Annotated in this window: 24 protein-coding genes; 12 read left to right on the plus strand and 12 right to left on the minus strand. The window is 57.4% G+C overall.

Going from position 1 to position 23240, the window contains the following annotated elements; genetic code table 11:
* The first annotated feature begins 113 nt into the window (after positions 1–113).
* The 4 genes from I2I05_RS15650 (at position 114) to I2I05_RS15665 (ending at position 4610) form a co-directional block, all read left to right on the plus strand.
* Positions 114–1016, plus strand: coding sequence for a bifunctional 5,10-methylenetetrahydrofolate dehydrogenase/5,10-methenyltetrahydrofolate cyclohydrolase (locus I2I05_RS15650; protein WP_317192357.1), 903 nt, complete (start codon positions 114–116; stop codon positions 1014–1016).
* A gap of 203 nt (positions 1017–1219) precedes the next feature.
* Positions 1220–1801 carry a 7-carboxy-7-deazaguanine synthase QueE gene (locus I2I05_RS15655; RefSeq protein ID WP_196283357.1) on the plus strand — a complete coding sequence of 194 codons (582 nt, stop codon included), beginning with the start codon at positions 1220–1222 and terminating at the stop codon, positions 1799–1801.
* Positions 1802–1809: 8 nt separating this feature from the next.
* Positions 1810–3786, plus strand: coding sequence for an OmpA family protein (locus I2I05_RS15660; RefSeq protein WP_230688365.1), 1977 nt, complete (start codon positions 1810–1812; stop codon positions 3784–3786).
* Positions 3787–4232: 446 nt separating this feature from the next.
* Positions 4233–4610 (plus strand): hypothetical protein, encoded by a 378-nt coding sequence (locus I2I05_RS15665; protein ID WP_196283201.1) that lies wholly within the window; start codon positions 4233–4235, stop codon positions 4608–4610.
* Between the two features lie 91 nt (positions 4611–4701).
* Here the strand turns inward: I2I05_RS15665 and I2I05_RS15670 are convergent, their stop codons facing one another.
* From I2I05_RS15670 to I2I05_RS15690, 5 genes are all read right to left on the minus strand, one after another.
* Complete coding sequence (locus I2I05_RS15670; protein WP_196283202.1) at positions 4702–5994, minus strand: citrate synthase; 1293 nt, start codon at positions 5992–5994, stop codon at positions 4702–4704.
* 147 nt (positions 5995–6141) lie between these two features.
* Positions 6142–7566, minus strand: coding sequence for a tRNA uridine-5-carboxymethylaminomethyl(34) synthesis GTPase MnmE (gene mnmE / locus I2I05_RS15675; RefSeq protein WP_317192358.1), 1425 nt, complete (start codon positions 7564–7566; stop codon positions 6142–6144).
* 57 nt (positions 7567–7623) lie between these two features.
* Positions 7624–8286 (minus strand): metal-dependent transcriptional regulator, encoded by a 663-nt coding sequence (locus tag I2I05_RS15680; protein ID WP_196283203.1) that lies wholly within the window; start codon positions 8284–8286, stop codon positions 7624–7626.
* Between the two features lie 111 nt (positions 8287–8397).
* Positions 8398–9408, minus strand: a complete 1011-nt coding sequence (locus tag I2I05_RS15685) for a 3-oxoacyl-ACP synthase III family protein (RefSeq protein WP_196283204.1) — start codon at positions 9406–9408, stop codon at positions 8398–8400.
* 107 nt (positions 9409–9515) lie between these two features.
* A complete protein-coding gene (locus I2I05_RS15690; protein ID WP_196283205.1) occupies positions 9516–10700 on the minus strand; it encodes a glycosyltransferase in 1185 nt (394 codons plus the stop codon).
* A gap of 80 nt (positions 10701–10780) precedes the next feature.
* Between I2I05_RS15690 and I2I05_RS15695 the strand changes: the two genes are divergently transcribed.
* Positions 10781–11602, plus strand: a complete 822-nt coding sequence (locus tag I2I05_RS15695; protein WP_196283206.1) for a 2,3,4,5-tetrahydropyridine-2,6-dicarboxylate N-succinyltransferase — start codon at positions 10781–10783, stop codon at positions 11600–11602.
* A gap of 77 nt (positions 11603–11679) precedes the next feature.
* Here the strand turns inward: I2I05_RS15695 and msrA are convergent, their stop codons facing one another.
* Both msrA and I2I05_RS15705 read right to left on the minus strand, forming a co-directional pair.
* The gene (msrA, locus tag I2I05_RS15700) at positions 11680–12216 is read right to left on the minus strand and encodes a peptide-methionine (S)-S-oxide reductase MsrA (protein ID WP_196283207.1); all 537 of its coding nucleotides are present in this window, start codon (positions 12214–12216) and stop codon (positions 11680–11682) included.
* 149 nt (positions 12217–12365) lie between these two features.
* Positions 12366–13253 (minus strand): 3-hydroxybutyryl-CoA dehydrogenase, encoded by an 888-nt coding sequence (locus I2I05_RS15705; RefSeq protein WP_196283208.1) that lies wholly within the window; start codon positions 13251–13253, stop codon positions 12366–12368.
* A gap of 198 nt (positions 13254–13451) precedes the next feature.
* On the opposite strand from I2I05_RS15705, the gene I2I05_RS15710 reads away from it, so the two are divergent.
* The gene (locus I2I05_RS15710; RefSeq protein WP_196283209.1) at positions 13452–13610 is read left to right on the plus strand and encodes a lmo0937 family membrane protein; all 159 of its coding nucleotides are present in this window, start codon (positions 13452–13454) and stop codon (positions 13608–13610) included.
* Between the two features lie 78 nt (positions 13611–13688).
* On the opposite strand, the gene I2I05_RS15715 is transcribed toward I2I05_RS15710, so the two are convergent.
* Together I2I05_RS15715 and I2I05_RS15720 are read right to left on the minus strand one after the other, a co-directional pair.
* Positions 13689–14492, minus strand: coding sequence for a hypothetical protein (locus I2I05_RS15715; RefSeq protein WP_196283210.1), 804 nt, complete (start codon positions 14490–14492; stop codon positions 13689–13691).
* A gap of 99 nt (positions 14493–14591) precedes the next feature.
* Positions 14592–16214: an ABC-F family ATP-binding cassette domain-containing protein gene (locus tag I2I05_RS15720; protein WP_196283211.1), complete on the minus strand. Its 1623-nt coding sequence runs from the start codon at positions 16212–16214 to the stop codon at positions 14592–14594.
* Between the two features lie 287 nt (positions 16215–16501).
* Between I2I05_RS15720 and I2I05_RS15725 the strand changes: the two genes are divergently transcribed.
* Together I2I05_RS15725 and I2I05_RS15730 are read left to right on the plus strand one after the other, a co-directional pair.
* A complete protein-coding gene (locus I2I05_RS15725; RefSeq protein WP_196283212.1) occupies positions 16502–16981 on the plus strand; it encodes a DUF4199 domain-containing protein in 480 nt (159 codons plus the stop codon).
* A gap of 255 nt (positions 16982–17236) precedes the next feature.
* A complete protein-coding gene (locus I2I05_RS15730; RefSeq protein WP_196283213.1) occupies positions 17237–17584 on the plus strand; it encodes a hypothetical protein in 348 nt (115 codons plus the stop codon).
* A 62-nt stretch (positions 17585–17646) separates the two neighbouring features.
* Here the strand turns inward: I2I05_RS15730 and I2I05_RS15735 are convergent, their stop codons facing one another.
* Entirely contained in the window at positions 17647–18066 is a 420-nt protein-coding gene (locus I2I05_RS15735; RefSeq protein WP_196283214.1) for a hypothetical protein, read from the minus strand.
* Positions 18067–18371: 305 nt separating this feature from the next.
* Here I2I05_RS15735 and I2I05_RS15740 point away from each other — a divergent pair, with 305 nt between their 5' ends.
* Together I2I05_RS15740 and I2I05_RS15745 are read left to right on the plus strand one after the other, a co-directional pair.
* The gene (locus I2I05_RS15740) at positions 18372–18971 is read left to right on the plus strand and encodes a murein L,D-transpeptidase catalytic domain family protein (RefSeq protein ID WP_196283215.1); all 600 of its coding nucleotides are present in this window, start codon (positions 18372–18374) and stop codon (positions 18969–18971) included.
* Positions 18972–19087: 116 nt separating this feature from the next.
* The gene (locus tag I2I05_RS15745; protein WP_196283216.1) at positions 19088–19900 is read left to right on the plus strand and encodes a M48 family metalloprotease; all 813 of its coding nucleotides are present in this window, start codon (positions 19088–19090) and stop codon (positions 19898–19900) included.
* Between the two features lie 79 nt (positions 19901–19979).
* On the opposite strand, the gene I2I05_RS15750 is transcribed toward I2I05_RS15745, so the two are convergent.
* Positions 19980–20615 carry an LON peptidase substrate-binding domain-containing protein gene (locus tag I2I05_RS15750; RefSeq protein WP_196283217.1) on the minus strand — a complete coding sequence of 212 codons (636 nt, stop codon included), beginning with the start codon at positions 20613–20615 and terminating at the stop codon, positions 19980–19982.
* 172 nt (positions 20616–20787) lie between these two features.
* Here I2I05_RS15750 and mtgA point away from each other — a divergent pair, with 172 nt between their 5' ends.
* Together mtgA and I2I05_RS15760 are read left to right on the plus strand one after the other, a co-directional pair.
* Positions 20788–21552 (plus strand): monofunctional biosynthetic peptidoglycan transglycosylase, encoded by a 765-nt coding sequence (gene mtgA, locus I2I05_RS15755; protein WP_196283218.1) that lies wholly within the window; start codon positions 20788–20790, stop codon positions 21550–21552.
* A gap of 1 nt (position 21553) precedes the next feature.
* Positions 21554–22036, plus strand: coding sequence for a YybH family protein (locus I2I05_RS15760; protein ID WP_196283219.1), 483 nt, complete (start codon positions 21554–21556; stop codon positions 22034–22036).
* Positions 22037–22056: 20 nt separating this feature from the next.
* Here I2I05_RS15760 and I2I05_RS15765 read toward each other — a convergent pair whose 3' ends face one another.
* Positions 22057–23184 (minus strand): App1 family protein, encoded by a 1128-nt coding sequence (locus I2I05_RS15765; protein WP_196283220.1) that lies wholly within the window; start codon positions 23182–23184, stop codon positions 22057–22059.
* Positions 23185–23240: the final 56 nt, after the last annotated feature.

Here is a 23240-nt window from a genome sequence, read left to right on the forward strand (position 1 = left end):
TGGCGAAGGATGCTTCTTACCACTGCATCCTTGGTTAGAATTTATAATCGATGCGGAACGGACGTGGTAAGGTCCTTCGCGCCGCTCAGGATGCCAGACAATTTATGAACCCCGTGCAAACTTCCAATCTCATCGACGGCAAACAAACCGCCGAGGACATCAAAGTCGAAATTGCTGCCGACGTAGCAACCCTGAAGGCCGCCGGGCAAAAGGTGCCGCACTTGGCCGCTATTCTGGTAGGCCACGACGGAGGTTCCGAAACCTATGTTCGGAACAAAGTACTGGCCTGCGAAAGAGTAGGGTTTCTGTCCACGCTGCTCCGTTACGAGGACAATATCACCGAAGCCGAATTGCTGGCTAAAGTAGAAGAGCTAAACCGCGACCCCGAAATTGACGGCTTCATCGTGCAACTGCCGTTACCCGCGCACATCAACCCCGAAAAGGTCATCGAAGCCATCCGGCCGGAGAAGGACGTCGACGGCTTTCATCCCATGAACATCGGGCGGATGGTAGCCGGCTTGCCCGCCTTGCTGCCCGCCACGCCCTCGGGCATAGTGGAATTGCTGAGCCGTCAGGGAATTAAAACCAGCGGTAAACATTGCGTGGTGATTGGTCGCTCCAACATTGTAGGCACACCAGTTAGTATTCTACTAGCCAAGAATTTGGATACAGCTAACTGCACCGTTACTTTATGTCATTCCCGTACCCAAAACCTGGCCGAAATATGCCGGACGGCGGATATAGTAGTAGCCGCAATTGGTAGGCCCGAGTTCGTGACCGCCGATATGGTGCGGCCCGGCGCAGTGGTCATCGACGTGGGTACTACCCGCGTGCCCGATGCCAGCAAGAAGAGCGGCTACACCCTAAAAGGCGATGTTAATTTTGCCGAGGTAGCCCCGTTGGCTTCCGCCATCACGCCCGTGCCGGGCGGAGTCGGGCCCATGACAATTGCCATGCTTTTGCTTAACACACTCCGCGCCGCCAAGGGGCAAATATACCCCAAGCTGACCCGCTGATATTTTAGGAATATTTGGTTAAGCTATGGCTAGGCCGTACTTTTAAAGTCCGGCGTTTGGAACGGTGTGTTCCTTTGCCAACGTTCAGAATGCTCAGCTTTCTGACGCATTACGTTATGATTACCGTGAATTTACTTTCTTCAGAAATAGTTGTATCAAACGGTGCTGAGGTGGCCCCGAAAGCGGGCTTGCTGCTACCCGTAATGGAGCAGTTCTATACCATTCAGGGCGAAGGCTATAATACAGGTCGGGCCGCTTACTTCATTCGGCTGGGGGGGTGCGATGTGGGCTGCGTTTGGTGCGATGTCAAGGAATCATGGGATGCCGACGCGCACCCGCGCCAGTCCGTCACGCAACTGGTTGAAGCCGTGTTGGCGCATCCTGGCCGCGACGTTGTCATCACCGGTGGCGAGCCGCTGATGCACCCGTTGGGGGCGCTCACGGCGGCCTTGCAAGCCGCAGGCTGTCGCACTTGGCTCGAAACCTCGGGCGCGCATCCGCTGTCGGGCACCTGGGACTGGATTTGTTTGTCGCCCAAGAAGTTTAAAGCGCCCCTGCCCGAAGTGCTGGCCGCCGCGCACGAGTTAAAGGTCGTAGTTTTTAATGGGCACGATTTTGCATGGGCCGAGGAACACGCGGCGCTGGTTCCGGCTTCCACCCGGCTCTACCTGCAACCCGAATGGAGCCGGGCGGCTCGAATGACGCCTGAGCTTGTCGAATACGTGAAGCAACATCCCCGTTGGCAGGTATCGCTGCAAACGCACAAATATCTAGACATCCCGTAGCCTTTCTTATGCGTGGTATTTCAGTGTTGGGGGCCGTGCGGCTCGGAACGATGTTTCTGCTGTGGCTCGCCTTCGTGGCCCCAGCCTCGAGCCAGATTCCCGTTAAGGTTCAGACTCCTACCAACACGAAGGCCCGCAACCTGCTGGAAAAAGCGCAGCAACAGACCAAGGAGCGGGACTTCATCAAAGCCATTGAAACGCTAAACCAGCTCAATGAAAAGTTTCCCTCGTTTGGGGAAGCGTATTTGATGAAAGGCTCACTGCTAAAGGCGATTGGGAACAACCGGGGGGCATTGGCGGCCTACCGCGACGGCCTCAGCAAGGTGGCGCTCGATGCGTCGCACGCCTCCGAATACCAGATGCTGGGCGACTTGGCCCTGAGCTACGGCGAGTACCAGACGGCACTGAATGCCTATAAAATGCTGCTGAAAGTGGCCCCGAAAGCCCACCGGAATCTGGCAAAGTCGGAGCGACAGCTGCGCACGTGCGAGTTTGCGCTGGAAGCCATCAAAAACCCCGTGGGTGAGGCGCCGGTGCCATTGCCAGCTCCGCTGAACAGTTTCAAGTTTCAGTATTTTCCGGCGCTCACGGCCGATAATCGGTTTCTGCTCTTTACGGGGCGTCCGGCCGCGAGTAGCGGCGAGGATTTGTTTGTGAGCCGTCAAAACAAGGACGGCACATTGGGCATGCCGGTGCCCATTTCGCGGGCAATTAATACGAGCTACAACGAAGGAGCAGGCACCATTTCGGGGGATGGAAAAACCTTGGTTTTTGCTTCCTGCGACCGGCCCAAAGCCATTGGAAACTGCGATTTGTACATCTCGCGCCGCACCGGTAACAACTGGAGCGCACCGGCCAACCTGGGCATCAACGTGAATTCGACGGAATGGGACTCGCAGCCATCGCTATCCGCCGATGGCCGTACGCTGTATTTCACGTCAACGCGGCGCGGTGGCCAGGGCCAAGAAGATATATATGTGACCAACCTGCAGCCCAGTGGCAGCTGGAGCCCAGCCCAAAATCTGGGCACGCCCGTCAACACCGCTGGCAAAGACATGGCGCCCTTTATTCACGCCAGCGGCACCACGCTTTATTATGTAACCGATGGGCTGGTGGGCATGGGCGGGCTCGATGTCTTTCGGTGCGAGCAGGTCGTGGCCGGGAAGTGGAGCGAACCCAAGAACTTGGGCTACCCGCTCAATACCTTTGAAAACGAAGCCTCGCTCTTCATCACTTCTGATAACCAGAAGGGGTTCTGCTCGCGTAGCCGCGCCACCGACGAGCCGGCGGCGGGCTCGCGCATGGTGCGCGAACGGCCCGTGGAGCTGTTCAGCTTTGCGGTGCCAACGGTGGTGAAAGCCCGCGAAACCAGCACGTACACGCAGGGGCGCGTATTCGACGCCAACACCAAGAAACCGCTCAAAGCTGAAGTCAAGCTCTACGACATTGACACCGATGTGCTTACCCAGTTTGTGACTTCCGACCCGGAGTATGGCGACTACACGGTGGTGCTGAACGAGGGCCACCACTACGCCATGTACGCAGCGGCCGACAAATATCTGCTCAAAAGCCTCAGTTTCGACTATTCCGATAAGCACGCGTTTGACCCGCTGACCCTTGATATCTACTTGGAGCCCGTGCGTTCGGGGCGGAGCGTGGTACTGAACAACTTGTTTTTTGATACGAACAAGTACGACCTCAAGCCAAAATCAAGAACCGAATTAAACCGCCTCATCGAGTTTTTGCGGCAGTACCAGGATGTGCAGATTCAGGTTTCGGGCTTTACCGATAACGTGGGTACCCCCGAGGCAAATCTGCAGCTTTCGGAGCGGCGGGCTGAATCCGTTGTTACGTACCTGTCGAGCCACGGCATTCCGCCCGCACGCTTGCGCGCCAAAGGCTACGGCGACCGGAACCCGTTGGCGGCCAACGATAGCGAAGCCAACCGGCAACTGAACCGGCGTATCGAGTTACGCATTCTATAAGCCGGCGCTGGCACTTGGCAGCGACCAATTCAGGCTCCTGAGAAAAACGGACCAGCGGTTTTACAACGGCTTTTTAGATAAGGCCAGGATATTTGCATACGGTTTGGGACGTCCTTCTTGGGAAAAGCCAAATGTCAAAAATTGATTATTCGTTGGCTTTTACTTAAAGTGTTGCTTTAAACAAGTGAAAATATAATATCATTTTGGTGGGGAATTAATATGGCTTGCCCGTTGGCAAGCTTTTTTTTTGCTTAAGGGCACTGTTTTTTTAAACAATTCAAGTCATTTGAAATGAGATTCTTATAAGTGTTGAGGGGAATTGCTGAATGCAAAAAGTGCCAAAAAAAATATTTTTCGTTCAAAAATAAATTGTGCTTACGTTTGGTCCAGTCAAACACTAACCACTTGGCTTTCTCACAAATCTTTTCACCTTCAACTCCCAACCCATGAAAAATTTGTTCTTGGCTACATGCATTGCTGCGGGCGTTAGCTTCGCCCCAGCCGCCAACGCAGCTGGTCCTGGCGACGGTTCTTACTCGCAGGCAATGATGAGCCGGGCCACCACGCTCACTCGGGCCCTGGCCGACCGCATCCACTTCAATGAGGCCCAATACCTCGCCGTGAAGCAGTTGCACCTCAACATGCTCACGGAGCGTCGCGACTTGGAGATTCTGCTCAATGGTGCCAGTGCCGAAGAGCGTGATGCCCAGCTTTCCTGGGCGCAGCAGCGCTACGAGAGCGAGCTCATGTTCTTGCTCAAGCCACATCAATTGCTGGCTTACCAAGCCCTCCGCACCAACTTTACCGCGCACCGCCTGAAGTAGGGGAGGGATTCCCTTGCAAATTCCCCGGACACGAAAAAGCCCGCTCTTAGAGCGGGCTTTTTGTTTATAGTTGGCAACAACCAGGATTTGCCTAGGCGCGCTCTGTGATGGATACGTAGTCGCGCTCCAATTCGCCGGTGTAAATCTGACGGGGACGGCCGATGGGCTCTTTGTTCTCGCGCATTTCCTTCCACTGGGCAATCCAGCCGGGCAGGCGGCCCAAGGCAAACATTACCGTGAACATCTCAGTAGGAATGCCCAGAGCTTTGTAGATGATGCCGGAGTAGAAGTCGACGTTCGGGTATAGCTTGCGCTCGATGAAATACTGGTCCGTTAAGGCCGCTTGCTCGAGTTCCTGAGCAATTTTCAGCAGGGGGCTGTCTTGCAGGCCCAGGGCCTGCAGCACTTCGTCGGCCGCCTTTTTGATGATGGTGGCACGGGGGTCGAAGTTCTTGTAAACGCGGTGCCCGAAGCCCATGAGGCGGAACGAGTCATTTTTATCCTTGGCTTTGGCAATCCACTTGCTGGTGTCGCCGCCATCGGCCTCAATGGCTTCCAGCATCTCAACAACTTCCTGGTTGGCACCGCCGTGCAGCGGGCCCCAAAGGGCGTTGATGCCGGCCGAAACCGAACCGTAGAGGCTGGCGTTGGCCGAGCCTACCAAGCGCACCGTGCTAGTGGAGCAGTTCTGCTCGTGGTCGGCGTGCAGAATGAGCAGCTTATTGAGGGCGCTAACCACGATGGGGTTGATGTCATACTTCTCGGTGGGGAAGCTGAACATCATGTAGAGGAAGTTGGCGCAATAATCCAGGTCGTTGCGCGGGTAGATGAGCGGGTGGCCCACCGAATTTTTGTAGCTCCACGCGGCGATGGTCGAAATCTTGGCCATCAGGCGCACGATGTTCAAATCCAACTCTTCCTTGCTGATTTCGGGGGCGATGCTCTTGGGGTAGAACGCCGTCAGCGAGCAAATGAGCGACGACAAGATGCCCATGGGGTGGGCCGACGACGGGAAACCGTCGAGAATCTTGCGGATGTCCTCGTGCACGAGGGTGTGCTGCGTGATGCTGTACTTGAAACCGTCGAATTCCTCCTTGGTGGGCAGGGCACCGTAAATCAGCAGGTAGGCAACTTCAAGGAAGCTCGATTTTTCAGCCAGTTGCTCAATTGGATAGCCGCGGTACCGCAGGATGCCTTCTTCTCCGTCGAGGAAAGTGATGGCACTCTTGGTAGCACCGGTGTTCTTGTAGCCCGAATCGAGGGTAACGTAGCCAGTTTGGTCGCGCAGTTTGCCGATATCAAATGCTTTTTCGTGTTCGGTGCCTTCAATGACGGGCAAGGTGATGGATTTGCCGTCGAGGATAAGTTCAGCAGATTCTGCCATGGGCGGGAGTGATGAAAGAGAAATTACAGTGCGAAACTAAGGCATAAGCCGTAAGCCGGGAAACTTTCCGGCCGTTTGCATAGGCTTTAGTACAGGTGAAGTAGAAGAGATGTTCGATAATAAATGAAAGCAGCGCCGTCCAGATTCTTATTTGCCGATGCAGAACTGGGTGAAAATGCTGGTGAGAAGGTCTTCGGAAGAAATTTCGCCGGTTATCTCGCCCAGCGCGGCCAGGGCGTGCCGCAAGTCGGCGGCTAGTAATTCGGTGCCCAGGCCGGTGTCGAGGCCCGCCTGCACAGCCGCAAGGTGCGCGGCGGCAGTTTCGAGGGCGCGGGCGTGGCGCACGTTGGTCACGATGGTGGCTGACGCGGTGTTTTCCAGCGCGGAACCACGCACCTGGGCCAGCAAAGCCGTTTGCAAGGCATCCAATCCAATTTGCTGGTTAGCGGCCACAAAAACCAGCGGCGCGGAACTGGCAGTCAGGGAATGTTCCGCCCGAAACGTTGTTTCAAACGCAGCCAGCGCTTCGGTAGTGGATAAATCAGTTTTGTTGCCCACCGCCATTACCGGCAGGTCCAAGCCCTCTGTCAACTCCTGGATTTCACGCTGCACCTCGGCCGGCGTCATTTCACTTAGGTCGAAGAGATAGAGCAACAAGGCCGCTTGTCGCACACGCTGCCGGGTCCGGCTTACACCGATGGCTTCTACTTCATCGGCAGGGTTATCGCGCAGGCCGGCGGTGTCGACAAAACGGAAACGCAGGCCATCGAGGCTTATTTCGTCCTCGATAAAGTCGCGGGTGGTGCCCGGAATGGCCGATACAATGGCGCGCTCCTCGCGCAAAAGTGCGTTGAGCAGGGTGGACTTGCCCGCGTTTGGCCGGCCGGCAATGACGGCAGTGATACCGTTTTTGATAACGTTGCCCAATTCAAACGAACGGAGCAAGGCTGCCACCACGCGGCGCACTTCGGCCAGCAAGTGCGCCAAGCCCGTGCGGTCGGCAAATTCGACGTCCTCTTCGCCAAAATCGAGCTCAAGTTCCAGCAGGGCGGCAAATTTGATGAGCCGGCCGCGGAGTTCGCGCAGCTCCTGTGAGAATCCGCCCCGAAGCTGGTTCAGCGCCACGCGGTGGCTCAGGGCCGAATCGGAGGCAATGAGGTCGGCTACGGCTTCGGCCTGGGCCAAGTCCATGGCGCCGTTCAAGAAAGCGCGCTTGGTGAACTCGCCGGCTTCGGCCAGGCGGGCGCCTTGCCGAAGGAACAGGGCCAAGACCTGACGCACCACGTAGTCGGAGCCGTGGCAGCTGATTTCCACCACGTCTTCGCGGGTGAAGGAGCGGGGATTTCGGTACAAGGCCACCACTACTTCATCGAGAATCTCACCGCTGTTGGGGTCGCGCAAGGTGCCGTAATGCAGGGTGTGGCCCGCAGCCGTGGGTAGGCTTTTCTTGGAAAAAACGGAAGCCGTGAGAGCAATAGCTGCGGCGCCGGATAAGCGAATGACGGCCAAGGCTCCCGCGCCCGGCGGCGTAGACAACGCGACAATGGTATCGGAAAAAATGGGCTGAACCACGGCTACGCTCGGTTTACTTAGGGTGCTCGGATTGTGCGATTGAATCCGTGAAAGAGGTTATTCGGTTACGAATAAGTTGCAGCTTACTTCAGCCGAAATCAAAGCGGTGCGCTCTTTATTTACTCTGATTTCGAAAGAGTTGTCGAAGGTCACCTTGTCCAGGACTTCAACTAAGGCGCCGAGCTGTAATCCAACTTTGTCGAGGTATTGCAGGAAAGGGGCAGTCGTGTTTTTTACGGCGGCCAAGGTGCCCCGGTCACCCACGGCAAGGTCGGCCAGGAGGCGGTGCGCGGGGCGGCGCATGGCCCCGTCCTCGGCCGGAATGGGGTCGCCGTGCGGGTCGAGCGCCGGATGGCCCAGAAAGGCATCAAGCCGCCGCATGAGCAGCGGCGACTGCACGTGCTCCAACTCCTCCGCGACTTCGTGCACCTCGTCCCAATTGAAGCCTAGCTGCTGCACGAGGAACACCTCCCACAGGCGGTGCTTGCGGATGGTGAGCAGGGCCAGGCGCTGGCCCTCAGCCGTGAGTTGCACCCCGCGGTACCGCTCGTAGGCGAGGAGGCCCTTGTCGGCCAAGCGGCGGAGCATGTCCGTCACCGAAGCCGCGCGGGTGTCGAGCGCGGCGGCAATGCGGTTGGTGCTGACGCCGGTATTGTCGGGCTCGGCCTCGGCCAGCTTATAGATTGCTTTAAGGTAGTTCTCTTCGGTGTGGCTGGGCATCTTCTTCGGGTAAAATTAAAAAGGTAGAACTAACTGGCGAGCTGTGATAGCCTCGTTGTGGTTGGCCGGCCACTTTCGCTGGTTAACGCTTCCTTTTCAATTGCGCGGGCACTAGAATTTCAGCAGTGCCGATGCCCACGTGAAGCCGCTGCCGAACGCGGCTAGGCAAACCAAGTCGCCTTTCTTAATCTTGCCTTCCTGTACGGCCTCGCTCAGTGCAATGGGAACGGAGGCGGCGGTGGTGTTGCCGTAGCGCTGGACGTTGCTGTACACTTTGTCATCCGAAAGGCCCATTTTCTGCTGCACGTATTGCGTAATGCGCAAGTTGGCCTGGTGCGGAATGAGCATATCGATATCGGTAGCGGCGTACCCGTTCTGGTCCAAGGCCTCCTTGATAACCTGTGGAAAACGCACCACTGCGTGTTTGAACACGTTCTGGCCGTTCATGTACGGATAAAGCTCCTGGGGATTGTCGAGCACGTGTTGCAAACGGTTGGCTCGGTTCGAGCCGGGTTCCTTCACAATCAGTTCTTCAGCGTACTCGCCTTGCGAGTGCAGGTGGGTGCTGAGAATGCCACGGCCTTCCTCGGTGCTGGGGCGCAATACGACGGCACCGGCGCCATCACCAAAGATGACGGAAACGCCCCGGCCCTCGGGCGACTTGTCGAGGCCGGAAGAATGGATTTCAGAGCCCACTACTAGCACGGTATCGTACATGCCGGTGCGCACAAATTGGTCGGCCACCGACAGGGCGTAGATAAACCCAGAGCACTGGTTGCGCACATCCAAGGCAGGCGCGTTGTTCTTCATGCCCAGCTCGCGCTGCAGCAGCACGCCGGAACCGGGAAAGAAGTAATCGGGCGAGAGCGTGGCAAAAACTATCAGCTGCACGTCGTCGGGCGTCACGCCGGCCATTTCAAGGGCTTTGCGGGCGGCGTTGGCGCCCATGTTGGCCGTGGTGTCTTTGCCCTCTTCAAACCAGCGCCGCTCCTTGATACCGGTCCGTTCCTGAATCCAAGCGTCGGACGTATTCATCATGGGCTCCAGCTCGGCGTTGGTAACTACCCGGCTGGGAACGTAATGGCCGACACCGGCAATGTAAGACTGACGTAAGGTTGCCATGGATGACGGAAAATGAATGGGAATTCTGGGTGATGGTACTGGTGGGACTGCCTGCCGAAAACGACAAGTTGCGCACTTGACGTAAAACGGGGGGCAAAGGTGGCAGGTTAAACGAGAGAATCCAGCAAAAGCCACAATTTTTTCCCTTCCTCGGTCCACAGAACCTCAGTTGGCACGCCCAAAGGATAAAAATTGCTGGTTTGCAAGCGGGCCACAACTGCCGTGCGGTCGAGGGGCTGGGTAAAATCAAGTTGCCAGCCCGCCCCGTGTTTACTCAGCAGTGCTTGCCACAGCGCATTAGGGGAAGAAATGAGGGGCAAGCCGTGCGCCAAATACTCAAACAGCTTGGTGGGGCGGCAGCGTTCCGTGCTCGGGTGCGGCCGGTAAGGCAGCAGCCCCAGGTGACTCCGATTTATTTCGGCCACAATACGCGCATGTGGCACCGGCTCAGCCCCGCCAACTAGGGTCAACCAAGCCGGGTGCGCCGCTACTTTTTCCTGAAGTCGACGAAGTAAATTTGGCTGCTGGCAAAACCCAACGATGGTGAGGTGAGCCCCACCTGGCCATGCCCAGTGCAGCTGTTCCGTGAACGCAATGGCTTCCCACACGCCGTTGAGCTCCGATATGGTGCCCGAGTATAAAACGCGTATCGGACGCACGGTGTAGGGTAATTGGAGGGCTTGCGTGGCTGCCGATTCTCCGGGGTCTGGCTGGTATTTGTTTTCTATGACAACCACGCGGTTCGGGTCCAGCTTTGCCAAAAACGGCAGTTCATCGGCATAGCTCGCTTCGGCCAGAATAAGGCCGGCGGCTTGGGCAGCTGCCCAGCCTTCGACCCAGCGCAAGCCCGCAGCCAACCAGCGCTGGGTAATGCCTCCGTACACGCGTTGGGTGGAAATATTCAGCGCGTAATTCTCGCGGATATCATATAGGAATTTGCGTCCTATGCTCATTTTTTGCCACAGCACGGTGAGCGGCAACAGCTCCGGCGCATGCACGATGACGATATCGGGCCGCAATGCCTTTAGCAGCCGCCAATACCGCCACTGGGCCATTAGGCGTTTCAGGCTGAGGCGCGAACCCTCGAAAATTGAGTGCTGGTGGAGGCGGAAAAATTCCTTGGGTAAGTTGCGGTCGAGGGCATTGCCGGGGGCGCGGCCCACTACGTGCACCTGCGTGTTGGGCCGGCTGAGCAGGGTTTGAGCAAACTTTTCGTGCATGCGCGTGTCGTCTACGGGTTTCAACACCGAAGCCAGCAACACCACCAATTGAGAAGAACCGGAGCCAAGCACGGCTCAAAGATGCTAGTTTTGCCGCTTCTAAGTGAGCCGTGGCATTCTCCGGTGGCTTGCCAGATTAACGATTAGTACCCATGTCCGAATTTCAAACCCTGATTGAGCAAGCCTGGGCCGACCGCGCCCTGCTCCAAAACCCCGACACCCAAGCCGCCATCGCGCACGTCATCGAAGAACTGGACAAAGGCCGCCTGCGCGTGGCCCAGCCCCTGGGCGACGGCGAAGAGTGGCAGGTGAACGATTGGGTGAAAAAAGCCGTCATTCTCTACTTTCCGCTGCAGCAAATGCAAACGGAGTCGGTTGGGCCTTTCGAATACCACGACAAAATGCGCCTCAAAACCGACTACGCGGGCCAGCAGGTGCGCGTGGTACCGCCCGCCACGGCCCGTTACGGCGCATTTCTAGCTCCCGGCGTCATCCTCATGCCCAGCTACGTCAACATCGGCGCCTATGTAGGCGAAGGCACAATGGTTGATACCTGGGCCACCGTTGGCTCCTGCGCCCAAGTGGGCAAGGGTGTGCATTTGAGCGGCGGCGTGGGCTTGGGCGGCGTGCTGGAGCCCGTGCAGGCAGCCCCGGTTATTATCGAAGACGGCGCCTTCATCGGGTCCCGCAGTATTTTGGTGGAAGGCTGCCGCATTGGCAAAGAAGCGGTCATCGGCGCCGGTGTCACCATCACGGGCAGCACGAAAATCATCGACGTGACGGGCAGCGAGCCCAAAGAGTACCGCGGCTACGTGCCGCCGCGCTCGGTGGTGATTCCCGGTTCCATTCCCAAGCAGTTCCCGGCCGGCGAATACCAGGTTCCTTGCGCCCTCATCATTGGCCAGCGCAAGCCCAGCACCGATTTGAAAACTTCGCTCAATGACGCGTTGCGGGACTTTGGGGTTTCGGTCTAATAATCCTAGTTCAAATAGATAAGCAAAAGGCCCCGCTTCCGAAATGGAGGCGGGGCCTTTTGCTTAATGACGTTTTCCTATACGCCCGCCTTCAACTTGTCGCCAAACAGCGCTTTCACCTTGTCCACCTTAGGGCGGGCCACAAACTGGCAATAGGGCTCGTGGCCGTGCAGGTTAAAGTAGTTCTGGTGGTAATCCTCGGCGGGGTAGAAGGTGGGAGCGGGCAGAATCTCGGTCACCACGGGGTTGGGGAAGGCGTGGTTGTCGTTAAGTTTCTGCTTGTACTCCTCCGCTAATTGCTTCTGTTCGTCGTTGTGGTAGTAGATGCCCGAGCGGTACTGTGTGCCCACGTCGTTGCCCTGGCGGTTGAGGGTGGTGGGGTCGTGGGTTTTCCAGAAGATTTCGAGCAGTTCCTTGTAGCTGATGACGGCGGGGTCGAAGGTGATGTCAATCACCTCGTTGTGGCCCGTGAGGCCGCTGCACACTTCTTTATAGGTAGGGTTGGCGATGCGGCCGCCGGCGTAGCCGGATACCACTTTCTTCACGCCGTTCAGGTTCTGAAATACGGCTTCGACGCACCAGAAGCAGCCGGCGCCAAATGTTGCTTTTTGCATAGGTAGGATGTTGATTCGTTGGTTGGGTAGACAACGCGCCAGACGCAGCGGAAGTTATTTTTCTTACCGAAAATCACCATAAACAGAACGTCCTGCTTCGGCTGCGCGGACGCAGGATGAAGCAGGACGTTCCTTAACGGAGCAGTTCGCTATTTGCGGAAACGCTCCGCCAAAACCAACTCCTTCGAGCCGGCCGTGTATTGGTAGAAGCCTTCGCCGGATTTGGCACCCAGGCGGCCGGCCATTACCATGTTCACTAGTAGCGGGCAGGGCGCGTATTTGGGGTTGCCCAAGCCGTCGTGCAACACCCGCAGAATGGCTAGGCACACGTCCAGGCCAATAAAATCGGCCAATTGCAGCGGGCCCATGGGGTGCGCCATGCCCAGTTTCATCACCGTGTCAATTTCTTCCACGCCCGCCACGCCTTCGAAAAGCGAGATGATGGCCTCGTTAATCATGGGCATCAAAATGCGGTTGGCCACGAAACCTGGGTAATCGTTGACTTCGGTGGGAGTTTTGCCCAGCTGGCGCGACAGCTCCATTACGTTGGCCGTCACGGCGTCGGAAGTGGCGTAGCCGCGAATCACCTCGACCAGCTTCATCACCGGCACGGGGTTCATGAAGTGCATGCCAATCACCTGCTGGGGACGCTTCGTGACTGCCGCAATCTTGGTGATGGAAATGGAGGAAGTGTTAGAAGCCAAAATGGCTTCAGCGGGCGCGTACTGGTCTAGGTCGCGGAAAATTTGCAGTTTCAGGTCTAAGTTTTCGGTGGCGGCTTCAACCACCAGCGCGGCCCCCGCAACGCCGGCTTCCAAGGAAGTGTAGGTCTTAAGGCGGCCCAAAGTGGTGGTTTTATCGTCTTCGCTTAGTGTAGCTTTAGCTACCTGGCGGTCCAGGTTTTTAGTGATGGTGCCCAGCGCACGGTCCAAAGCTGGCTGGCTGATGTCGATGAGCGCCACGGTAAAACCGTGTTGTGCAAAGACGTGGGCAATGCCATTGCCCATGGTGCCGGAACCAATAACGGCTACGTTCATAACTAGTGGGAAAAGAGGGAGGGTGTGGAGGTTAGCGGCCAGTTGGCCCGTGCGGCAAAGCTACGAGGGCTATTAGCAACCAGCGGTTTTGTTTGCATCGTGAAAAATATTTTTTCGGTTATTATATCCTTTTGAAAGAAGCCGCGTACAAAGCCGCAGAGACACTTTTTCTTTCACCTCCTTTCACTCTCTCTAGTCATGGGTAACCTCCTCTATATCATCGCCGTCGTTTTGGTCATCATCTGGGCTATCAGCTACTTTGGTGGCTTCTATACCGGTGGCATCATTCACACGCTGCTGGTAATTGCCATCATTGCAATCTTGCTGCGTGTTATCAGCGGCCGAAGCGCTGTCTAACGACAGTTTCCGACTGTAATAGATACAAAAAGCCGCCCCGAGCAATCGGGGCGGCTTTTTTGTGGAGTTTGAAAATCTTTATTTCCCGAAGTTGTACAGAAAGCTAAAGCGCAGCACAATTCCTGGGTACAGGGCATACAGGGTGTTGTCGAAATTATACAGCGCAACAATGTCAAAGGCCGCGTTCTGGCCCATGGGGGAGCGGTAGCCAACACCCGCGAGCGGGGTAGTTACGGTGCGCTTTAACTTATAATAGCCATTGCTGGGGTCAAAGTCAATCAACTCGGCGTTGGTGACTTCGTATTCGGCGTGTACAAAAAACTCTTTGTAGACGATGTACTGCGCAAAAGCCTTCAAGCCAATGCTGCTTGATTTGATGCTGTTGTCGCCTTGGCTGTTCAGCGTAAAACCGGCCTTCTTCGCATCGTTGCTTAAGCTGAAGCTGCTATAGGCATAGGAAATGCCCGGCCCAACGGCAAACTTGTCGGTGATGCGGAATCCTATGGCCGGCGCGGCGCTTACGTTGAATTGGTTGAGCCCATCGTTCGAAGCGAAGCCCAAGCCAAAATTGGTATAAAGGAATTTCTTCGTTGGGGGCTTGTCCTCCGCGCCGCCGGCCTTGGTGGCCTTGCGGTTGGGGAAATCCAGGCCCGAGGGGCTATCGGGCGTGGGCTGGGCTGCAGGGGCCGCAACTGGCTCTGGGGCCGCCGCTGGAGGCGGAGTAGTAGCCGGCGTGGGCTCGGTGGGGCGCGGTGGCGTGGCCGGCGGCCCGGGAGGCGCGGTGTTTAGCACCGGCTTTTCCTGCGCCAGGGCGCTGTGGGCAGGTAGAAGGGCCACGCCAGCAAGGAGCAGCAGGGGAAGCAGCGGGAGTTTCATGGGCATGCTTAGCAAGAAGAAAAAGGAAGAACGAAGCACTCGTGAAAAAGAATGAGAGATGAAATCCCATCTCTCATTCTGCAATCCGGACCAACCCAAAAAAGGTTAGGCCACTTTATACATTTTCTGGCGCTGGGCTTTCAGCGTTTCGTCGGCCAGGTACTCTTCGTAGTTCATGCGGCGGTCGATGATGCCATCGGGCGTGAGTTCGATAATGCGATTGGCCACGGTGTCGATGAACTGCAAGTCGTGCGAGGCAAACAAGAGCGAGCCGGGGTAGTCGCGCAGGGCGTTGTTTAGAGCAGTGATGCTTTCCAGGTCCAAATGGTTGGTAGGGTCGTCCAAAACCTGCACGTTGCCGCCTTCCAGCATCATTTTCGAGAGCATGCAACGCACTTTCTCACCCCCGCTCAGCACGTTGGATTTCTTCTGCGACTCTTCGCCCGAAAACAACATCCGGCCCAGCCAGCCACGCACGAAGCTCTCGTCCTTATCGGTGGAGTACTGCCGCAGCCAGTCCACCAGGTTCAGGTCGCCCGACTGGAAGAAGCTGTTGTTTTCCTTCGGAAAGTAGCTGGGCGTGATGGTGGTGCCCCATTTTACTTCGCCGGTAGCCGGCGTGGCTTCGCCAAACATGATATCGAAGAGGAGGGAAGCGGCGCGGTCGTCGCGGCCCACAATGGCCACCTTGTCCTTCTTATCGAGCGTGAAAGACACGTTTTTGAAAATCGTCTGGCCGTCCACTTTCGCGCTCAGGTTTTCCACGCTCAGCAACTGGTTGCCAGGCTCGCGCTCGCTTTTGAAGGCGATGTACGGGTAGCGGCGCGAGCTGGGCTTGATGTCTTCCAGCGTCAGCTTCTGCAACAGTTTCTGGCGGCTGGTAGCCTGTTTCGACTTCGAAGCGTTGGCCGAGAAGCGGCGCACGAACTCTTCGAGCTCTTTGCGGCGGTCTTCGGTTTTCTTGTTGGCATCCTGGCGCTGGCGCAGCACCATCTGGCTGCTTTCGTACCAGAACGTGTAGTTGCCGGGGTACATCGTGATTTTGCCGAAGTCCAAATCGGCCATGTAGTTGCACACGGCGTCGAGGAAGTGGCGGTCGTGGCTCACCACAATCACCGTGTTCTGAAACGAGTCGAGGAAGTTTTCCAGCCACAGCACGCTCTCTGCGTCCAAGTTGTTGGTTGGTTCGTCGAGCAGCAGCACGTCGGGGTTGCCAAACAGGGCCTGGGCCAGCAGCACGCGTACTTTCTCGCTGGCGCCGAGGTCGGCCATCAGCGAGTGGTGCTTGTCTTCCACAATGCCGAGGCCCGAGAGCAGCTCAGCGGCTTCGTACTCCGCGTTCCAGCCCTCGAGGTCGGCAAATTCGCCTTCCAGCTCAGCGGCGCGCTCGCCGTCGGCATCCGAGAAATCGGCTTTGGCGTAGAGGGCGTCCTTTTCGGTCATCACCGCGTGCAGGCGCTGGTGGCCCTGAATCACGGTTTGCAGCACGGGCTGCTCGTCGTAGGCAAACTGGTTCTGCTTCAGTACCGCCAAGCGCTGGCCGGCTGGCATTTCTACCGAGCCGGTGTTGGGCTCCAGCTCGCCGGAGAGGATTTTCAGGAACGTGGATTTGCCCGCACCGTTGGCCCCGATGAGGCCGTAGCAGTTGCCCGGCAGGAATTTAGCGGTAACGTCTTCAAACAGGATGCGCTTGCCGTAGCGCAGGCTCACATTGGTGGTCGAAATCATTCAGTCAAAAAATAATGGCAAACTTTAAAAAACACGCGCATGTGCGCGCCGCGGGCCCCAAAATTACGCAACAGGAGGCGGGCCAAAATTTCGCACGGAAAAGTAATGGCCAATTCGAGCGGAAATAACGGCCTTACGGTCAAAATAGTGCCCTCGCCCGGGCGCAATATTATCAGCCAATCCCTCCGAAAAGCCTTCCGATAACCTCTGAGCACGAGAGCAAGTATAAAATGCGTAACAACGTGATACCCACTTCCACTTTCACTCACTTAACGCACCCCACGAGCATGGCTGACCATTCAATAACTCCCGAAAACAACGGCCTGCGCTTGGGCATTCTCACAGCCATCGTGCTGATGGCCTACACTGGCATTGCGGCGCTGGCTGGCTTCCTCGACCAAATTGAGGCCGGTACCCTCGATTTGGTGATTCTGGCCGTGGGCGTGGTGCTGGCAATTAAGCGCTTCAAAAAGTCCCGCGGCAACCGCATGAGCTACCTGCAGGGCTTCGGCACGGGCATCGTGACGGCGATTGTGGCCTCGGTCTTGTTGGCGATATTTTTCTGGTTGCTGGGCGGCCTTAGCAAAGGCGTGATGGGGTCCGTTGAGCGGATTCAGGCCCGCGACTTGTTCGGTGCCGACTTGGGCATCCTCATCGGGGGCTTGGGCATTATCCTGCTGGGTTCGATGACGGGCGTAATTGTCTCACTTATTGCAATGCAGTATTATAAGAGCCCCGACCACCAACCGATTACCAGCCTTGATTAGCGCTATTCAATAATACCTGGGTGTAGCAATGAAAACGGCCTCAATTGAGGCCGTTTTTTGTTTGTCCGATATATAGTAGCAATACATGTTGTATAAATAAAATTAGACAAAACAGAAACTATCCACTACCTTTCTGCTGTTAATCAAAAACGGCGCAGGAATTTTCACCCCAATCTCTGCTTTTTTATGTATAAAGTTATATTTTCTCTCGTTCTGTTTTTTCTCGTTTCGAGTTCGTTTTCTGCCCAAGCCCAAATGGCTGACCGCCTCGCCGAACACCCGACTTTCAGTCTCGCTTCAATAAGCAAATCGGCCGACGACGATGCGCTGGTCATCACGCGGGAAATGAGCAATCGGCTTCACCTTAATGAAGGTCAGTTTCTCAGTCTACTCGCCCTGAACCGCACTAAGTTGGTTACCCTCAAAAGCATAGCCCGCGAGTATAGAGGCGACGAAGCTACTCGCGCTTCGAAAGTGGCCGAACTGGAAGCACAGTTTGAGCAGGAGTGCAGCCGCATTCTCACGCCTTCGCAGCTAAGCCAGTTGCAGCACAGCAACGACCACCCAGCCGGCTCCAATGAGCCTGGGCACGGCCTCGGCTAAGCATACCTGCTTTTGACACTGCTGGATATAAAAAAGCCCGCTATTATCGTAGCGGGCTTTTTTTAGGGGTTTTGTATCCGTAGCGGGTCGGCTAACACTTCGGTGACGGTGCCAATGGGGCCAAACCGTATGCTGAGGCAGGCTGCCCCAGAGCGCGCGTGGCGGGCTTCGCATTGCGTTCCGGGCTCCAGATAATAGTAGTACACTTTTTCGGTGCCGGCGCGGAGTTCTTCTTCATCGGGCGGGCCGAGTAGGGCGGTTACATCGTTGGCCCGGGCTTCGTAGAGTTGTTCTTTGGCTCGCACCAGGGCAGGCACGGCGGTGCGGCGCAAATTGCGGCAGGCGTAGGGGTCGCTGCGCCACGTGGTGGCGTCGAATCCGGGCACTTCAGGGAGGGCGTGGCCACACCCGTTCAGGAGGATGCCGGCTAGAACGGGCAGCAGCTGGCGCATGTACCGAGGCGAAAAAAAAGTAGTGCCCATGGGGTTTAATAATAAAAATACAGTGCCTGGCACCGGGGTTTGAACGAATCTAAGCACTAAATTTGGCCTGATTATGTATAGAGGCCAACTCAGAATTGTTCAAAAACCACAGTAGCACTGTTTTATTGATGTTTAGAAATATTTTCGTTGCCGGCATTCTATTATCTCTAGCACTTTCCCCAGCCGAACTGGCAGCGCAATCTGTCTCTAAATCGGCAATAGCGGCATTACCGCCTGCTGCCCGCCGGGCCTACTACCAGACGGCATTTGAACAAAAAACTGCCCAGCTTTATAGCAGGCTCGGCTTGGGAGCCTCCGGGCTGTCCCTCACGGTTTTTCGCCAGAGCTTGGTAGGGTATTATAATTTACGGCCCGAAGGCGCACGCACGGCAAGCCCGCCCGTCCTTACCCTTATCGACTTTAGCCGCCCCAGCACCCAAAAGCGGTTGTGGGTGATTAATGTTGAGCAAGGGAAGGTATTATTTCACACGCTGGTGGCGCACGGCAAAGCCAGCGGAGCCGATGTCCCGGTTTCTTTTTCCAACAAGGGCGGCTCGGAGATGAGCAGCCTGGGATTTTACCGCACCGCGGCTACCACGTACACCGGCAAGCACGGGCTTTCGCTGCGGCTTTCGGGTCTCGACCCCGGGTTCAATACCAATGCCGAAAGTCGCGCCGTGGTGGTGCACGGGGCCGATTATGTGTGCCAGGACTTTGTGAAGGCCCACGGCCGCTTGGGCCGCAGCCAGGGCTGCCCGGCACTGCCCGTGGCCGAAACCACCGCCATTGTGAAGGCCATCAAGGGCGGCAGCATCATGTACCTGCACGGGCCGGCCGACGCGGGCTACCGCTCGCGGTGGCTGAACGTGGACACGGCGGTGACGGCTTTTGCCGGGTTGCGCTAGCCCACGCGGGCCGGAAGAATAACCAGAACGAAAAGGGTGCGTTATAAGGCCATCGGGCAATGTTCGGCGGCGGGGCCGCTGGCGGCGCCTCTCACGCTTATCCCTTTTTTCATTCCATGCGACTCAATCTCCGCTTCATCATTGCCATTATTGTGGCGGCGGTGTCCCTTTTTGGCTACTATTTCAACACCTCCAAAAACGAGGTGACCGGCGAAACCCAGCACGTGAGCATGAGCGCCGACCAGGAAATAGCCTTGGGCGTGCAAGCCGCTCCTTCCATGGCTGCCCAGTACGGCGGCGTGAGCACCAACGCCCAAGCCCGGGCCGCGGTGCAGCAGGTAGGCCAGAAAATAATTTCCACCACCAAAGCCGGCCAGACGCCTTATAAATTCCAGTTTCACCTTCTCGCCGACGATAAAACCGTGAATGCCTTTGCGCTGCCCGGCGGCCAAATCTTCATTACCGAAGGCTTGCTGAAGAACCTTAAGACCGAAGCCCAGCTGGCGGGAGTATTGGCGCACGAAGTCGGCCACGTGGTGGGCCGCCACTCGGCCGCGCAGGTGGCCAAATCAAACCTAACCCAGGGACTGGCCGGTGCAGCCACCATTGCATCCTACGACCCCAATAGCCCCGGTAGTTCCATTGCCAAAGCGGCTATTGCGGCGGCCATTGCCAAAGTAATCGGCATGCGTTTCAGCCGCAACGATGAGTTGGAAGCCGACAAACTGGCTGTTGACTTTACGCCCCAGGCCGGCTACGACCCCCGCGCCATGATTGAGGTAATGAACATTCTGGCGCAGGCCGGTGGCCGCAGCTCCACCCCGGAGTTCCTGAGCACGCACCCCGACCCCGGCAACCGCATCGGCAAGCTGGAACAGGAAATTGCCGCTGATTTCCCCCAGGGAGTACCAGCCGGCTTGAAGCAATAACCGATTCCGCACAACAAAAAAGGCGGCGCCCCGACGACAGTTTCGTCGCTGGGGCGCCGCCTTTGGTTTGTGGCGTGGCCTAGAAATTTGGCGGTGTCAGGTTTTTGAAGTGACCGTTGAGGCGCACTCGCTCTTTAAGGCGTTCGGTTTCGAGAACTACGGGCAGGATGGTGTCGAGGTGTTCCCGCACCATTTCTTGGCGCTCTTGTTCGCTCGTGGTGGCCAAAAGCTGGTATTCCTGCTCAGTGCTGAAGCCGATGTGGTGCGCTACGTCGAAGATGCAATAGTCGGGGGCCAGCTCCAGCAACAGCTTGCGCAGGCCCAGCGCTTCGTAAAGCTGCCGCACTTGCTTGGTGATGATTTCACGAAGTATGGGGTCGGCCACGTCGTCCTGCACCACTTCTTCTACCTGCCCGCCGGCGTAGAGTTTGCCCGGGGCCTGCCGATAAAATTTATTGATGCGAAACACGCCCACGGCTTTGGTTCGGATGTCCAGTTCTCCGCTGGAATAGGTCTGTTCCACACTCAGCAGGCGCATTTCAGTGCCCAATTCGCTGAGTGAATTATCCAGGTACGGCGGAATACCGAAGGTAATATTCTGCTCAATGCATTCGCGGACCAGCTGGCGGTAGCGGGGCTCAAAGATGTGCAGGTTGAGTTTTTCGCCTGGAAAAACCACCAGATTGAGCGGAAACAGTGGTAACAAGCGCGACATGGGAACCGTGACTGGATTTGAGAGGCCAACTACTGCATCAACAAGTTGAGGCGTGGGTTAGGTTTAGGATGGCCGGCGGCGGGCGGGAAATAAGGCCGGCAAGTGGAACCGCAAGCGGACGAAAGGTAGGAGGGAATGGCGAAACCCCGCCTGCCGCGCTACTTTTGCCGCAATGGCATCCACTCCACTGCTTCCCAGTATCTCGGTAATTCTTAAAAAAACGGGTCGGTTGCTGCTGCAGGTTGGCGCCGCGTTGTTTCTGGCTTCGGTGGCCTGGGTGCTCGTTTACCGCTGGGTGGCGCCGCCCGCTACCTGGCTGATGCTGGAACGGCGCGCGCACGCCCCCGTGGGCCGCGGCTATTACGGCATCCAGGAAGAATCCCGGCAGATTCGCTACCAGTTCCGCAACCTAAACGAGGTGGCCCCGGCCATCCCGTTGGCGCTGGTGGCGGCCGAAGACCAACGCTTTCTCCTGCACCGCGGCTTTGATTTTGATGCCATCACCAAGGCCGCCAAACGCAACTGGAACGGCGACGGCACGCACATAGTAGGCGGCAGTACCATCTCGCAGCAAGTGGCCAAGAACGTGTTTCTGTGGCACGGGCGCAGCTACGTGCGCAAGGCAGCCGAGGCATATTTTACGGTGCTGATTGAGTTTTTGTGGGACAAGCGGCGCATAATGGAAATGTACCTGAGCGTGGCGGAGATGGGCGACTGCACGTTCGGCGTCGAAGCGGCCAGCCAGCGCTACTTTGGCAAGCCCGCCAGCCAGGTCACCACCGCCGAAGCCGCGCTACTGGCCGGGGTATTGCCCAATCCGCTCCGGTTTCGGGCATCCAATCCCGGCCCAGTGGCCCGGGCCAAACAGCAGCGGGTGATGCGCAACATGCGCCGGCTGGGCGGTACTTCCTACGTCAAAACGTTATTGAATAAATAAAATGGATGTTTCGCTAAGATTCAGTGGAAAAACCCTGCTGGCCGGATTGTTCCTGAGCCTGCAAAGCTGCTCAGAAGCACCGCCAACGGCGGGCAAAACTGCCGACAACGAGCAAGCCGCCGCCGCCATCCGCACCGTGCTGACCACCCAGGCCGCCGCCTGGAATCGGGGCGACATTCCCGGCTTCATGCAAGGGTATTGGAAGTCCGACTCCCTGGTTTTCCTCGGGCGCAAAGGCCCCACCTACGGCTGGCAGCAAACGCTCGATAATTACAAAAAAAACTACCCCGATGCCGCCGCCATGGGCCAGTTGGATTTCAGCAGCTTGCGCGTAACGGTGCTGAATACCAACGCGGCACAGGTAATTGGGCGCTGGCACTTGGCGCGGCCAGTGGCCGGCGATGTGCAGGGCTACTTTCTGTTGGTAATGCGGCAGATTGACGGCAATTGGGTAGTAGCGGCCGACCACACCAATAGCCAATGAACTGGTAACGGGAGGGCCAGTTATCCCGCTTTGGGAGCCGGCTCGTTCACAATCAGCCCGATGCTGGCCGCGTGGGCAGCGGCGGTGGCGTAGTCGGCTACCAGCAGCATGGGTACGCCTTCGGCCTGTAGTTCTTCGGTGATGGGCCCCACGAGCAGGGCGCGGGCGGGCACCTGCACGTCGCGGATGTAAATGGCGCGGATGCGGCCGGGATGCTGCCGCACTACTTCCCGGTAGATGCGCGCGTCTTCCTGGCCGCTGTCGCCGAGGAGCACGAAGGGTAACTGGGGATAGGTAGCTAGTACGTCGTTGATTTCGTGTAGCTTGTGCCCAAAGTGCACGGCCGCTGAGCCCGTGATACCGGGCGGGGCCGTAGTTTTGGGTCGGGCAATGCCCAAATCGCGCAGCAGGAGCGGCCCGGGCGGCATTTCGTGGATGCCCATAAATTCATCGAGCACGTCGTATAAGTTCCACGGGCTGCTGCTCACGTAGAAAAAAGGGTTGTCGGGTTTGTTGGTATTGCCGCGCTGGAGGCGGCGGTAGAAATCGGCCACGCCCACAAAGGGCAGCTTGGAATGCGCATTGCTGAGCAGGGTGCGCGCCAGCATTTTCATGAGGTTGGTGGCACTCGTCTCAAATACGGTATCGTCGAGGTCGCTGATAACGCCGAATTCGGCGGTAGCCGGCGGCACCAGCACCTTGGCTGCGCCCTGAACGGCCGGCAGTGGTGCACGGAATTGCGAGGGCAGGCGCGATACTTTCACCGGCACCGGATACCACAGGTAGGCCACGGGCTCGGGCAGCGCGTGGGGCTCAATGATGAGGGTGAAGTAGCCTTCGTCGTCGGTGGTGACGAGGTGCTGGCTGCCGTCGGGCAGTTCGGCCACGAGGTCGGCGCCGGCCACTTCCCGGCTGTTGAAGCGGCGGACCATGCTCTGGAAATTGCGCCAGCGCGAGTCCGTGGCGGTTTGCGTGCCCAGCCCGCGCTCGGCCAGCAAGCGGCCCTTGATGTAGAACTTGGCGGCCGTGCCGTAGCTCCGGTACGCATCGAGTTGGAGGGGGCGGAGCCAACCAGCCCGCGCCCGGGAACGGGTGAGGAGGTGGTCGGTCCATTCAGTGACCGAGGAAAGGGCATCGAGCAACTTCATAGGGCAAACCTACGGCTGGACCGTGGCAACGGCTAAAAATGGCCGCCAGCGTTCGG

The organism is Hymenobacter jeongseonensis, from assembly GCF_015694725.1.
GTDB classification, from domain to species: domain Bacteria; phylum Bacteroidota; class Bacteroidia; order Cytophagales; family Hymenobacteraceae; genus Hymenobacter; species Hymenobacter jeongseonensis.

Bases quoted from the DNA above. Each gene is read 5' to 3' on its own strand.
- I2I05_RS15655 (WP_196283357.1), top strand. From the start codon at position 1,220: ATGGAGCAGTTCTATACCATTCAGGGCGAAGGCTATAATACAGGTCGG.
- I2I05_RS15660 (WP_230688365.1), top strand. From the start codon at position 1,810: ATGCGTGGTATTTCAGTGTTGGGGGCCGTGCGGCTCGGAACGATGTTT.
- I2I05_RS15665 (WP_196283201.1), top strand. From the start codon at position 4,233: ATGAAAAATTTGTTCTTGGCTACATGCATTGCTGCGGGCGTTAGCTTC.
- I2I05_RS15670 (WP_196283202.1), bottom strand. From the start codon at position 5,994: ATGGCAGAATCTGCTGAACTTATCCTCGACGGCAAATCCATCACCTTG.
- I2I05_RS15680 (WP_196283203.1), bottom strand. From the start codon at position 8,286: ATGCCCAGCCACACCGAAGAGAACTACCTTAAAGCAATCTATAAGCTG.
- I2I05_RS15685 (WP_196283204.1), bottom strand. From the start codon at position 9,408: ATGGCAACCTTACGTCAGTCTTACATTGCCGGTGTCGGCCATTACGTT.
- I2I05_RS15695 (WP_196283206.1), top strand. From the start codon at position 10,781: ATGTCCGAATTTCAAACCCTGATTGAGCAAGCCTGGGCCGACCGCGCC.
- msrA (WP_196283207.1), bottom strand. From the start codon at position 12,216: ATGCAAAAAGCAACATTTGGCGCCGGCTGCTTCTGGTGCGTCGAAGCC.
- I2I05_RS15705 (WP_196283208.1), bottom strand. From the start codon at position 13,253: ATGAACGTAGCCGTTATTGGTTCCGGCACCATGGGCAATGGCATTGCC.
- I2I05_RS15710 (WP_196283209.1), top strand. From the start codon at position 13,452: ATGGGTAACCTCCTCTATATCATCGCCGTCGTTTTGGTCATCATCTGG.
- I2I05_RS15715 (WP_196283210.1), bottom strand. From the start codon at position 14,492: ATGCCCATGAAACTCCCGCTGCTTCCCCTGCTGCTCCTTGCTGGCGTG.
- I2I05_RS15720 (WP_196283211.1), bottom strand. From the start codon at position 16,214: ATGATTTCGACCACCAATGTGAGCCTGCGCTACGGCAAGCGCATCCTG.
- I2I05_RS15725 (WP_196283212.1), top strand. From the start codon at position 16,502: ATGGCTGACCATTCAATAACTCCCGAAAACAACGGCCTGCGCTTGGGC.
- I2I05_RS15730 (WP_196283213.1), top strand. From the start codon at position 17,237: ATGGCTGACCGCCTCGCCGAACACCCGACTTTCAGTCTCGCTTCAATA.
- I2I05_RS15735 (WP_196283214.1), bottom strand. From the start codon at position 18,066: ATGGGCACTACTTTTTTTTCGCCTCGGTACATGCGCCAGCTGCTGCCC.
- I2I05_RS15745 (WP_196283216.1), top strand. From the start codon at position 19,088: ATGCGACTCAATCTCCGCTTCATCATTGCCATTATTGTGGCGGCGGTG.
- I2I05_RS15750 (WP_196283217.1), bottom strand. From the start codon at position 20,615: ATGTCGCGCTTGTTACCACTGTTTCCGCTCAATCTGGTGGTTTTTCCA.
- mtgA (WP_196283218.1), top strand. From the start codon at position 20,788: ATGGCATCCACTCCACTGCTTCCCAGTATCTCGGTAATTCTTAAAAAA.
- I2I05_RS15760 (WP_196283219.1), top strand. From the start codon at position 21,554: ATGGATGTTTCGCTAAGATTCAGTGGAAAAACCCTGCTGGCCGGATTG.
- I2I05_RS15765 (WP_196283220.1), bottom strand. From the start codon at position 23,184: ATGAAGTTGCTCGATGCCCTTTCCTCGGTCACTGAATGGACCGACCAC.